The 12321-nt window shown below is 59.8% G+C and carries 12 protein-coding genes; 6 read left to right on the top strand and 6 right to left on the bottom strand.

The genetic code is table 11. The annotated features are described in order from the left end of the window. A partial coding sequence (locus AACS24_RS02930; protein ID WP_258223069.1) for a M4 family metallopeptidase occupies positions 1-1448 on the bottom strand: 1448 nt, incomplete at its 3' end. Between the two features lie 351 nt (positions 1449-1799). On the opposite strand from AACS24_RS02930, the gene AACS24_RS02925 reads away from it, so the two are divergent. Together AACS24_RS02925 and rimJ are read left to right on the top strand one after the other, a co-directional pair. After that, positions 1800-2354: a GNAT family N-acetyltransferase gene (locus tag AACS24_RS02925; RefSeq protein WP_108572301.1), complete on the top strand. Its 555-nt coding sequence runs from the start codon at positions 1800-1802 to the stop codon at positions 2352-2354. Further along, complete coding sequence (gene rimJ / locus AACS24_RS02920) at positions 2354-2905, top strand: ribosomal protein S5-alanine N-acetyltransferase (protein WP_108572300.1); 552 nt, start codon at positions 2354-2356, stop codon at positions 2903-2905. The genes AACS24_RS02925 and rimJ overlap by 1 nt, the downstream gene beginning before the upstream one ends. 53 nt (positions 2906-2958) lie before the next feature. Here rimJ and AACS24_RS02915 read toward each other — a convergent pair whose 3' ends face one another. From AACS24_RS02915 to AACS24_RS02905, 3 genes are all read right to left on the bottom strand, one after another. Next, positions 2959-3207 carry a hypothetical protein gene (locus tag AACS24_RS02915; protein ID WP_042030661.1) on the bottom strand — a complete coding sequence of 83 codons (249 nt, stop codon included), beginning with the start codon at positions 3205-3207 and terminating at the stop codon, positions 2959-2961. A gap of 308 nt (positions 3208-3515) precedes the next feature. After that, on the bottom strand, positions 3516-4565 hold the full coding sequence (locus AACS24_RS02910; protein WP_108572299.1) for an oxidoreductase: 1050 nt from the start codon (positions 4563-4565) through the stop codon (positions 3516-3518). A 77-nt stretch (positions 4566-4642) separates the two neighbouring features. After that, on the bottom strand, positions 4643-5806 hold the full coding sequence (locus AACS24_RS02905) for a multidrug effflux MFS transporter (protein WP_033112986.1): 1164 nt from the start codon (positions 5804-5806) through the stop codon (positions 4643-4645). A 235-nt stretch (positions 5807-6041) separates the two neighbouring features. Between AACS24_RS02905 and rdgB the strand changes: the two genes are divergently transcribed. Beyond that, the gene (rdgB, locus tag AACS24_RS02900; RefSeq protein ID WP_033112987.1) at positions 6042-6635 is read left to right on the top strand and encodes an RdgB/HAM1 family non-canonical purine NTP pyrophosphatase; all 594 of its coding nucleotides are present in this window, start codon (positions 6042-6044) and stop codon (positions 6633-6635) included. A 74-nt stretch (positions 6636-6709) separates the two neighbouring features. Beyond that, positions 6710-7855 carry a radical SAM family heme chaperone HemW gene (hemW, locus tag AACS24_RS02895; protein ID WP_108572298.1) on the top strand — a complete coding sequence of 382 codons (1146 nt, stop codon included), beginning with the start codon at positions 6710-6712 and terminating at the stop codon, positions 7853-7855. A gap of 215 nt (positions 7856-8070) precedes the next feature. Here the strand turns inward: hemW and AACS24_RS02890 are convergent, their stop codons facing one another. Together AACS24_RS02890 and zntR are read right to left on the bottom strand one after the other, a co-directional pair. After that, positions 8071-8310, bottom strand: coding sequence for an alternative ribosome-rescue factor A (locus AACS24_RS02890; RefSeq protein WP_042029637.1), 240 nt, complete (start codon positions 8308-8310; stop codon positions 8071-8073). A gap of 170 nt (positions 8311-8480) precedes the next feature. Next, the gene (gene zntR, locus AACS24_RS02885; RefSeq protein ID WP_108572297.1) at positions 8481-8936 is read right to left on the bottom strand and encodes a Zn(2+)-responsive transcriptional regulator; all 456 of its coding nucleotides are present in this window, start codon (positions 8934-8936) and stop codon (positions 8481-8483) included. A gap of 421 nt (positions 8937-9357) precedes the next feature. Here zntR and purH point away from each other — a divergent pair, with 421 nt between their 5' ends. Then, positions 9358-10965 (top strand): bifunctional phosphoribosylaminoimidazolecarboxamide formyltransferase/IMP cyclohydrolase, encoded by a 1608-nt coding sequence (gene purH, locus AACS24_RS02880; protein WP_108572296.1) that lies wholly within the window; start codon positions 9358-9360, stop codon positions 10963-10965. A gap of 109 nt (positions 10966-11074) precedes the next feature. After that, a partial coding sequence (gene purD / locus AACS24_RS02875) for a phosphoribosylamine--glycine ligase (protein ID WP_108572347.1) occupies positions 11075-12321 on the top strand: 1247 nt, incomplete at its 3' end.

Here is a 12321-nt window from a genome sequence, read left to right as displayed (position 1 = left end):
CCGCAACCGGCATCGATCCCGACGGTCTGGAAGGCGCGAGCCACATCGGCCTGGTTGTAACCCAGATCGGCGGTGGCCCGGCTGACACCGCAAGCCCCTTGCTGGTAGTCGGTGTTGGCGCCCCAGTAGAGGCGGTTGGCCAGCACGAACACCTCGAACGCCTTGCGGGTGTTCCAGCCGCTGCTGTTGGCCAGCAGGTAGAAGGCGCGGTTATAGACCCCCGAGCTGTGGTGCACGTCTATGCCGTCGTAGTAGTCGCTGGCATGGCCGATGGATTTGCCATCCCGGGTCGGATCCTCGAAGTAGCGCAGGGAACCGTTGCCCTTGAAGATCTGCGCCCCGACCAGCCAGTCGTTGCCCCCCTTCATGTAGAACTCGGCCGCTTCCCCCGCCATGTCGGAGAAGGCCTCGTTGATCCCCCCGGACTGACCCGAGTAGACCAGCCCCGAGTTCTGTTCGGTAAAGCCGTGGCTCACCTCGTGGGCTGCCACGTCGAGGCTTACCAGCGGGTAGAAGGTGGTGGCCCCGTCCCCGAAGGTCATCTGGCTGCCATCCCAGAAGGCGTTCTCGTAATTCTTACTGTAGTGAACCCGCATCTTCAGCTTGAAGGTCAATGGTGCCGTGTTGTACCAGTTGCGATACATGTCGAATACCACGTTGCCGAAGTAGTGGGCGTCGTTGAGCGGCGAGTAGGCGCCGTTGATCTCCTTGACCCGGTTTTCCGGGCAGGTGAATTGGTGGATGGTGCCGCCAGAGGTGGCGTGGTTGAGGTTGATGGTATCGACGTTGGGGCTGGTCATCCGGCAGCTGTCATCGACGATGAGCGGGCCAAAATCGGTACCGTAGAAGTATTTGCCGGTCTTGATGTTGCCCCCCGGGCCGGTCGCATTCTTGTGGTTGATCCCCTCCCAGCGTTTGAGCTCCTCGCCGCTCTGGGCATCGAGGATGACGAAGGGGCGGCTCGGTTTGTCACCTTCCGCGACGAAGGAGACCTGATAGACCAGCCGGGCCAGACCGTTCTCGTCCTGCATCACGTAAAGCTTGATCTGCTCGTTGCTCCCCTTGCTGCCCGCCTTGGCCTTGCTGGCGGCATCCTGTGGCGAGAGGGTGGCGACCGGGCTCGCCACATCCTGATCAATCTGGCGCAGCATGCGCCCGGTGGCCTGCTGCAGCTGGCCGCTCAGGCTCTTGTCAGCCACCACGACCTGGCCCATTACCGGAATGCCATTCCAGGTCTGCTCGTAGCGGATCCGCTGTTGTCCGTTGGGCAGTTTGACTACCCGCACCTGACGAAACTCGCCATCTTCCAGCTGCAGTGTACCGGCGCCGGCATTAAGGCCAGACATTGCTCTGGCGCTGCTTGCGTTAACGTTGATCTCGACTTCTTGTGCCGCCATGGCGGCACCTCCCCAACAGGCCAGTGCCACGGCCAGAAATACTTTATTCATCTCTTCTTTCCTTAAATCGATGATGTTGTTGAACCGACCATTGGTCGGGCATTTTCAAGCTAGTTCCGGGGTAAAAAAGTGCCTCCTGTCAGATGTGACAGCGCAGCACAGAGGGGTAGCAGGATCTGCTGAAAGGCCCGTTTTGGGCATCAAAAGGAGCCGTTCAAAGAGCGTTATCCGGTTTCAGAGAGCCACCCTCCTCTTTGGAGGGAGAGAAATAGTTCGGGGCTGCCGCCTCTTCGTACCGAGAGGGGAAATGAGGAGGTGACAAAAGTGGCTGGCGTGCCAAGTTGCGATTGGCTACATTGGGGCAGCCTCATGTTTTGGCGACTGATTTAAAAGGAGAATCCCATGTTTTCATGGCAGTTGGATGACGAGCTGGCGCTGCTCTTCTTGCAGCCAGACATGGCGAGCGAGCTGTTTGCCCTCTGCAATGACAACCGGGAGTACCTCTCCCAATGGCTGCCGTGGCCACCTTTCATTTTACGTCCAGCCGACAGCGCGACTTTTATCCGTCATGCCATCGAGAAGTTTGCCCGTGGCGAGGGGCTTACCACCGCCATCGAGTATCAGGGGGAGGTGGTTGGGGTCATTGGCTACAACAGCATCGATCACGATCTTGGCAAGGTGGTCATCGGCTACTGGCTGGCGGAGCGCTGGCAGGGCAACGGCATCATTACCCGGGCTTGTCATGCGCTGATCCATCACGCCTTTGAGGAGATGGGGATGGAGAAGGTGGAGATCACTGCCGCGACCGACAATGAGCCCAGCAGAGCCGTCTGTGAACGGCTCGGGATGCAGCAGGAGGGGATTACCCGACGCGCGGAGCGACTGGGTTCCCGGATAGTGGATCATGTTCACTACAGCCTGCTGCGCGACGAATGGCTCGGGCAGAGAGACTCCTGATGGCGCTACCCCATATCAAAACCCCGCGGGCCCACCTGACGGTGCTGACCCCCGATCAGGCCCCGATGATCCTCGACTTTTACCGGCGCAATCGCGACCACCTTACCCCGTGGGAGCCACTGCGCGACGACCATTTCTACACCCTTTCTTACTGGCATAACCGGCTGCAGGATAGCTACAGCCAGTTTTTCAACGGCACCGGCGTCAATCTGGTGGCGCTCGATCCGGCTGGTGAGCGGGTGATCGCCACCTGCAACTTCAGCAACATCATGATGGGGATCTTCAAGGCGTGTCACCTCGGTTATGCCATCGACCGGCAGCATGAGGGACAGGGGCTGATGCAGGAGATCCTGACTGCCGCCATCGACTATCTGTTTCGCGAGCAGGGACTGCATCGCATCATGGCTTGCTATATGCCTGCCAACCTGCGTAGCGGCTCCTTGCTGGAGCGACTCGGATTCGAGCGGGAGGGGTATGCGCGGGAGTATCTGATGATCAATGGCCGCTGGGAGGATCACATCCTCACCTCGCTGATTAATCCGGCGCCCTGATTGTCAGATAAAAAAACGGGCCCATGGGGCCCGTCTTTCAATGAGGTGCAGGCTTAGTTGGCCTTGGCATCGCTCACTGCAGCTTCAACCTTGGTAGCCGCTTCGTCAGCAGCTTTTTCTACGGTTGCAGTCGCTTCGGAGGTGGCCTTCTCTACGGTAGAGGTGGCTTCGCTAGCGGCTTTTTCTACAGTGGCAGCAACTTCGGCGGCCGGAGCAGCAGCAGGAGCGGCAGCTTTTTCTTCTTTCTGACCGCAAGCAGTCAACATCAGACCCAGGATACCGGCTACCAGTACTTTGTTCATGTGCATTCCCTCAAATAAATATGGAGAGATGGTCTGTGCAACCATCACAGCGCCCACCGTTGCCCGGTATTGAAACAAGAAGCCGGGAGGCAGCAGGCGGGCGCAATATAGCCCCATTAGTTACCGATGAAAACGGATATCACAATGACATTTTTTCGTGCCGTGGATAAAAAGCTCCACTGCAACGACTGATATCAATACAAGATGCCGCTTATTTGCGGTTGATGCACAATAAACCACCAAATTATTCATGTTGATTGGCAGTTTAAACGGTATCCATATCTGTCAGAGTGGCAACCTGCTCCGCGTTAGTCAGACAGCTTCTGACAGCTCAGCCGTTGCCCCAAGCGATTGCTCTCGCGGGCAAGGTCCAGCAGTGCCATCACCGCCAACGCTTCCGTGGCGGGTACCGGGTTATCTCCCTCACCTCTGATGGCGGCACAGACGCCGCGGTAGTAGGCGCCGTAATCGCCCGCTTCGCCGGTCAGGCTCTGTTGCTGCAATTGGCCATCCACAATTCGACTGAGCTGACCGGGGTCGCTATCCAGCCCCCAATCCGCTGCCGGTGGCCGCTTGCCCAGCTTGAGCTGATCTTCCTGCACATCCATACCGAATTTGACGAACGAGCCCTGACTGCCGTGAATGACAAAGCGCGGCATGGTAGCCGATACCAGACAGCTGCCATGCAGGATCACTCGCATCTCGCCGTAGCCCAGCACCACATGGAAGTAGTCGTCCGCCAGTGCTCCTGGGCGCTGTCCGGCAAGGTCTGCCTGCAGCCAGTTCGGTTGGCCGAACAGCTGCAGCGCCTGATCCAGCACATGGGGGCCGAGATCGAACCAGAGGCCGGAACCCGGGCCACCCGCTTCGCGCCAGCGCTGACGCACCTCGGGACGATAGCGATCGAAATGGGATTCAAACTGGGCGATCTGCCCCAGTGTCCCCTCGGCAATCAAACGGCGCACGGTAAGAAAATCCCCGTCCCAGCGCCGGTTGTGGAAGATGCTGAGCAGTCGCTGCTGTTTGCGGGCCAGTTCGACCAGCTCTGCCGCTTCGGCCAAATCCAGTGCGAATGGCTTGTCGATGACGACGTGCTTGCCAGCCTGCAGCGCCTGACGGGCCAGAGGAGCGTGAGTATCGTTGGGGGTGGCGATGACAACCAAATCGACCGAGCCATCGGCCAGCACCTGTTCCAGCGAGCCGACCCGGCAGCCGGGCAGATCGGCCTGCACCTTGGCCGAATCGCTGCTGACCACCCAGCTCAGGGACAAACCGGGCGTGGTGGAGAGGAAGGGGGCGTGGAAGGTCTTGCCTGCAAAGCCATAGCCCACCAGGGCGGCGTTGAGAGAGTGGCTCATCGGGGTTCTCCGCTGACGTCGAGTGACAAACAAGAAGGGGGCCCATGGCCCCCGGAGTGTGCATCAGAGCACAGGATTTATTGCAAACACAAGCGGCGTCCGCGGCGCGTCATCAGCATCACCAGCGGTGGCAGCAGCAGCCACATATGCAGCGCCAGCTGGCTGAGCGGGTCGTGCATCAGTGCGCCGGTCAGGCCAACCAGTGCACCGGATCCGCTCATCTGGAACAGGCCGAGCAGGGCAGCAGCGGTACCGGCGCAGTGGCCGAACGGTGCCAGCGCCATCCCGGCGGCCGAACCCAGAATCATGGCAAAGCCGATGCTGGAGAGGAATACCGGCCCCATCATCGCCAGCGGATGTTCGATGTGCATGGCCAGGGTCAGGCTGATGGCGGAGAGCATCAACACCAGCAGGCCGATACGCAAGGTGCGTCTTGGCCCCACCTTGGCGATAAAGCGTGGCGCCATAAAGCAGGCCAGAATGTTGAGCGCGGCGTTGGCGGTAAACCAGTAGCTAAAGCCGCTCATATCCAGCCCCAGTTTCACCATCAGCTGCACCGGCGCAGCGGTGACATAGGCAAGGATCACCGCCATCGCCAGCATGCACAGCGCCGCGTTGAACAAGAAGCTGGGGGAGCGCAGTACCGGGCTGTAGCGCGACCAACTGATGAGGGCCCCTTCGCTGCGGGTCTCTTCCGGACGGGTCTCCGGCATCCGCCACAGCAGCCAGCTGCCAACGATGACCGCATAACCGGCCATAAACCAGAAGTTGGCAGACCAGCCCGCCTTGGCGGTGAGCCAGCCACCGAGCAGGGGGGCAAGGGCTGGAATAAAGCAGATGGCGCCATTGAGATAGGAGATCATCTGGCCGCTCTTTTTCGGGCCATAGCTGTCACGCACCACCGAGAAGGCGGCGACCGAGGTGGCGCAGGCGCCAAAGCCCTGCAGCACCCGGGCGATCATCAGCTCGCCGAGGCTGGCGGCGAAACCGGCCCCCAGCGCGCTCAGGCCGTAGAGCAGCACACCGCCCAGAGCAACCGGCTTGCGGCCGTAACGGTCGGCCAGCGGCCCGACCAGCAGTTGTCCCAGACCCATGCTGAACAGGAACCAGGTGATGGTGCCCTGCATCAGGGTCACTTCCGCCCCGAGCTGTTCAGCCATCTGCGGAATGGCGGGCAGGTAGATGTCGATGGCCAATGGGCTGAACAGCACCAGCAGTACGAGTAAAAGAATCAATGGCATCTGTCACCTCTCTATCAGCCGGAATTGAATTGGTGCGCGAGTCTACTGGCTCAAAGTAATGAATAGAAATGGTATTTAATCACTTTGGTTATTCCTCTGTGGAAACATGTATCAAAAAGCTCTCTATTGAAAGGGGGATAACTCCCTCTCAAGCCATCGCTGCTGCTGTAATTGACGCTTTTACTAAACGCTTGCGCCGCATAGAATGCGCTGATTATTTTTGCGGAGGTGCTCGATGAACAAGCTTGTCCTGGCAACAGGTAACCAGAAAAAGGTGAAGGAGTTGGCCGCCATGCTGGCCGACATGAAGATCCAGGTGATCCCGCAGAGCGAGTTTGCTGTCTCCGATGCCGACGAGACCGGCACCACCTTCGTTGAAAACGCCATCATCAAGGCGCGCCATGCCGCCCGCATCACCGGCCTGCCCGCCGTTGCCGATGACTCCGGTCTGGAAGTGGATCTGCTGCAAGGCCGTCCCGGGGTCTACTCCGCCCGCTTTGCCGGTCAGGGTGCCGGTGACAAGGCCAATATCGAGAAGCTGCTGGCTGAGCTCAAAGGTGCTCCCGATTACCTCAAGAGCGCCCGTTTCTGGTGTGTGCTGGTCTATATGCGCCACGCCGACGATCCCACCCCCATTATCTGTCAGGCGAGCTGGGAAGGGATGATCATCGACGAGCAGCGCGGTCAGCATGGCTTTGGCTATGACCCCGTCTTCTTCGTGCCGGATCACGACTGCACCGCCGCCCAGATGCCGGCCGAGCTGAAAAACCAGCTGAGCCACCGTGCCCAGGCGCTGGCCAAACTGAAAGCGGCGCTGGCGGCTCACTGAGTTAAGCCTCCACCGCCCATCGCATATTGTCATCTACAATGGGGGCCTTGAGCCCCCGTTTTATTGGAACGTCCATGCTGCAACTGCCGCCTCTCTCCCTTTATATCCACGTGCCCTGGTGTGTCCAGAAGTGCCCCTATTGTGACTTCAACTCCCATGCCCAGAAGGGGGAGTTGCCCCATCTCGAGTATGTGGCGGCCCTGCTGGAGGATCTGGAGCAGGATCTGAAGTGGGCGCAGGGACGACCTCTCTCCTCGATCTTTATCGGCGGCGGCACCCCCAGCCTGCTGACGGTGGAAGCGATGCAAACCATGCTGGACGGGGTGCGTGCTCGCATTCCACTGACCGCGGATTGCGAGATCACCATGGAGGCCAACCCGGGCACGGTGGAGGCGGACAAGTTCGCCGGTTTCCAGCGTGCCGGCATCAACCGCATCTCCATCGGGGTACAGAGCTTCCAGCAGGAGAAGCTGACCCGTCTCGGCCGCATTCACGGCCCGGAAGAGGCGCGCAAGGCCGCCGCACTGGCCCACGCCATCAAGTTGCCCACCTTCAATCTGGATCTGATGCACGGTCTGCCGGATCAGAGTCTGGATGATGCCCTTTATGACCTGCAGCAGGCTATTGACTGCGCCCCGCCGCACCTCTCCTGGTATCAGCTCACCATAGAGCCGAACACCGCATTTGCCTCCAAGCCGCCCAAACTACCGGAAGATGACACCCTGTGGGACATCTACGAGCAGGGCCACGCCATGCTCACCGCCAGTGGTTATCGCCAGTACGAGATCTCGGCTTACGCCAAAGAGGGCTATCAGTGCCATCACAACCTCAACTACTGGCGTTTCGGCGACTATCTGGGGATTGGCTGTGGTGCCCACGGCAAGGTGACCGATCTCGCAAACCAACAGATCCTGCGTACCGCCAAGGTGAAGCATCCGAAAGGGTATCTGGATCCAGGTCGTCCCTATCTGGACGAGCTGTGGCAGGTGACGGCAGACGATCTGCCGCTCGAATACTTTATGAACCGCTTCCGGCTGTTCGAACCGGCCCCCAAGGCGGAATTCGAGGCCTACACTGGCCTGCCGCTGGAGCGGGTGGAGACGGTTTTGACCATTGCCCAAAGCAAGGAGCTTATCGAGGATTTGGGGGATAGCTGGCAGCTTACCTCTCTCGGCCATCGCTACCTGAATGTGTTGCTTGAGCTGTTTATGGATGAGTGAAAACGGGTTCACGGTCTGGCTGCGAAGCCGTGATCAAGGTTCATGCACTGCTCGGAAGCCTCACGTATATCTATACGCTCCGGTTCCTGTGCTGCTCTTCACCTTGCTGACAGCTTCTCGCGACAGGTCGTGAGCCAGTTTTGGCGAACCGTGTTTCGAAATAACAATCAGGGCGCCATTGGCGCCCTGATTGTTTATGGTCGGTAGAAACCCGCTCAGCAGCAGACGCTGATCATCTGCTGTTGGCCGGGCTCCCACCGCTTGCCAAATTTGGCCTTGCGCTGGTAACTCCCCTTGCCCTTCTTGTTGCGCTCGACCCGGCTGCGAAACAGGGGATCAGAGAGCAGGGCGTGCAGATGGTTATCCTTTATCTCGCCGCGCTGATGGGCATAGTTGCCCCCTTGCGCATGCTCCTCACGGGTGAGGGCGGGTTGTTCTACCCGAGTTTTGGCCATGATGGCTCCTCTTCTTGCTCTTGGTGTGTTGACTCTTGTGTCTGGATGGCGGTTTTCGCTACGGGCGCCTGTTCAGGTGAGCACCCGGCAACCGGATGCTCTGGCACCGGTTAAAAACGCGGCGATTTTGTCACCAAATTGCCGCGGGAGCAATGACCCGGCTGGTGCCGTCAGCCGTGAACCGGGTCATGCTCATCGTGGCCGTGATGCTCGTGATGAGTTGGTGCTCCTGACTCCAGCGTTTCCAGAATGGCGCAGTGCTCCGCCGAGCGGGGGCCGCCACAGCAGATGTTGGAAAGCTCGCGCAGGTTGTCGCGAAAGCGGGTCAGTTCGATGATCTTCTGCTCCACCTGGGCCAGCTTGGTGTCGGCTACTGCTTTCACCTCCTGACAGGTGACCTTGGCCTTGTTGGTATCGAGATCGAGCAGCTCGCCGATATCTGCAAGGGAGAAGCCCACCGACTTGGCGCGGATAATGAACTCCAGCCGTCGCTTGTCCTGCTCGCTGTAGAGGCGGTAGCCGGATTCGTTGCGGATCCCCGGCGAGATGAGCCCGTTCTTCTCGTAAAAACGCAGGGTATCCGCCTTGACCCCGCACGCCTTGGCCAGTTCACCGATCCGGTACATGCCCTTTTCTCCCGTTGGATATGCGACTCAACAAAACCGGAACCCACTATCACCCCTTTGCCGGGCGATTGCCAGCCAAGGGCATAAAAGGGGCAGACAAAAGTTGGTTTGGCCGCTCTTTTGCCATAAACCCCTTAAATGGCAAACGTTTGGCAAAAATCAAGTGGCAAACGTTTAACGCCGCGCCACATAAGGGTTTTGCTATTTAAAAAATCCACCACCCGTCACATTTTTTGTGTAGAATACGCGCCCATAAGAGAGCGCCGCACCAAGCGGGCATTTCTTAAAGCACTTTTGCCGTTGTCAGGCCTGCGGCAAGAGTGGTTTGCGAAATCCCCCCACTTCCATTTATTTGGGGACTCTCTGTGTTGAGCCTCGCCTCCCATGGAACGGTCCCCGTTATGTTGAGGACGATAGTGTGATGGAACAAGCTCGACCCATTCGCCGTGCACTGCTGAGTGTGTCTGACAAAACCGGCATTCTGGAATTTGCCAAGGCACTCAACGAACGCGGCGTCGCCCTGCTCTCTACTGGCGGTACTGCCAAGTTGCTCGGCGAGGCGGGTCTGCCGGTGACCGAGGTCTCCGACTACACGGGTTTCCCTGAAATGATGGATGGCCGGGTCAAGACTCTGCATCCCAAGGTTCATGGCGGTATTCTCGGCCGTCGGGATCAGGATGACGCCATCATGGCCCAGCACGCTATCTCCCCCATCGACATGGTTGTCGTCAACCTCTACCCCTTCGCCGCCACTGTGGCCAAAGCGGGCTGCACTTTGGCCGATGCGGTCGAGAACATCGACATCGGCGGCCCGACCATGGTTCGCTCTGCGGCTAAAAACCACAAAGATGTCGCTATCGTGGTCAAAGCTGCCGACTACGATCGCGTTATTCGCGAAATGGATGCCAACGGTAACAGCCTGAAACTGGCAACCCGTTTCGATCTGGCCATCGCCGCCTTTGAGCACACCGCTGCCTACGACGGCATGATCGCCAACTACTTCGGCACTCTTGTTCCTAGTTATGGGGTGCCTTCCTACGGTGACAACAAGGAGGGTGACGAGGAGTCCCGCTTCCCGCGCACCTTCAACAGCCAGTTCATCAAGAAGCAGGACATGCGCTACGGCGAGAACAGCCATCAGGCCGCTGCTTTCTATGCCGAGGAGCATGCCGCGCCGGGTTCCGTCTCCAGCGCTACCCAGTTGCAGGGCAAGGCGCTCTCCTACAACAACATCGCCGACACCGATGCTGCGCTGGAGTGCGTGAAGGAGTTCGACGAGCCGGCCTGCGTCATCGTCAAGCATGCCAACCCCTGTGGCGTGGCCGTCGGTGACGACCTGCTGAGTGCCTACGATCGAGCCTACCAGACCGATCCCACCTCCGCCTTTGGCGGCATCATCGCCTTCAACCGTGAGCTGGATGGCGCCACTGCGGCAGCCATCGTGGCCCGCCAGTTTGTCGAAGTGATCATCGCTCCGAGTGTCAGTGCGGAGGCCCGCGACGCGGTCGCCGCCAAGCAGAACGTGCGTCTGCTGGAGTGCGGTCAGTGGACAGCTCCGGCGCAAGGGTTTGACCTCAAGCGCGTCAACGGCGGCTTGCTGGTGCAGGAGCGCGATCTCGGCATGGTGACTCTGGGCGACCTGACCGTGGTCAGCAAGCGTCAGCCGACCGAGGCCGAGCTGCAAGATCTGCTGTTCTGCTGGAAAGTGGCCAAGTTCGTCAAATCCAATGCCATTGTCTACGCCAAAGATGGCCAGACCATCGGCGTTGGCGCCGGCCAGATGAGCCGCGTCTATTCGGCCAAGATTGCCGGTATCAAGGCGGCGGATGAAGGGCTGACCGTGGCGGGCTCCGTCATGGCCTCCGATGCCTTCTTCCCGTTCCGCGACGGTATCGATGCTGCCGCGCAGGCCGGTATCTCCTGCGTGATCCAGCCGGGTGGCTCGATGCGCGATCAGGAGGTGATCGACGCCGCCGACGAGCACGGCATGTGTATGGTCTTTACCAACATGCGCCACTTCCGTCACTGATGGATCAGGGCCGCCACGGGCGGCCCTTTTGTTGTCTCTTTTCCACTGACTATTGCGACCGGCTTCCCTCTGGCGGAAGCCTGTGACCCACATAGAAGCGAGCGATACGATGAAAGTACTGATCATTGGTAATGGCGGCCGCGAACACGCCCTGGCCTGGAAAGCCAAGCAATCTCCTCTGGTGACCCGGGTCTTCGTCGCCCCCGGCAATGCCGGCACCGCGCACGAAGGGAGTATCGAGAACGTGGCCATCGCTGCTACCGATATCCGGGCTCTGCTGGCGTTTGCCAAGGAGCAGCGCATCGGTCTGACCATCGTTGGCCCGGAAGCGCCGCTGGTGAAAGGGGTGGTCGATGCCTTCCGTGCCGAGGGACTGGCCATCTTCGGTCCGACCGCGGCTTCCGCCCAGCTGGAGGGCTCCAAGGCCTTTGCCAAGGATTTCCTGGCCCGTCACGCCATCCCGACTGCCGAGTACCGGAACTTCACCGAGGTGGAGCCAGCGCTGGCCTATCTGCGCGAAAAGGGGGCGCCGATCGTCATCAAGGCTGATGGTCTGGCCGCAGGCAAGGGGGTTATCGTGGCGATGACCCTGACCGAGGCCGAAGAGGCCGTGCGCGACATGCTCTCCGGCAATGCATTTGGCGACGCCGGTGCCCGGGTGGTGATCGAGGAGTTCCTGGAAGGGGAAGAGGCGAGCTTCATCGTCATGGTCGATGGCGAGCATGTGCTGCCGATGGCGACCAGTCAGGATCACAAGCGGGTAGGGGATGGCGATACCGGCCTCAATACCGGCGGTATGGGCGCCTATTCGCCGGCACCAGTGGTGACTGATGAAGTGCACCGCAAGGTGATGGAGCAGGTGATCATGCCAACCGTGCGCGGTATGGCGGCCGAGGGCAACGTCTACACCGGTTTCCTCTACGCCGGCCTGATGATCGACGGTCAGGGCAATCCCAAGGTGATCGAATTCAACTGCCGTTTCGGTGATCCTGAAACTCAACCCATCATGCTGCGGATGCGCTCCGATCTGGTGGAACTCTGTCTGGCCGCCTGTGCCGGCAAGCTGGATCAGGTAGAAGCGAATTATGACCCCCGCGTGGCCATTGGCGTGGTGCTGGCTGCGGGCGGCTATCCCGGCGACTACCAGCAGGGCAAGGCCATCAGCGGTCTGCCGGTGGAAGAGGCGAGCGGCGAGAAGGTATTCCACGCCGGTACTCGCCTTGATGGCGATACCGTAGTGACCGCCGGTGGCCGGGTGCTGTGCGCCACCGCGCTGGGCTACACAGTGGCCGAAGCGCAGCAGCGTGCCTATCAGCTGGCTGCCCGGATCCAGTGGGATGGTGTCTTTTATCGCAA

The organism is Aeromonas sp. HMWF016, from assembly GCF_963878195.1.
Lineage (GTDB): Bacteria > Pseudomonadota > Gammaproteobacteria > Enterobacterales > Aeromonadaceae > Aeromonas > Aeromonas lacus.
This window is presented reverse-complemented; position numbering and strand designations above follow the sequence as displayed.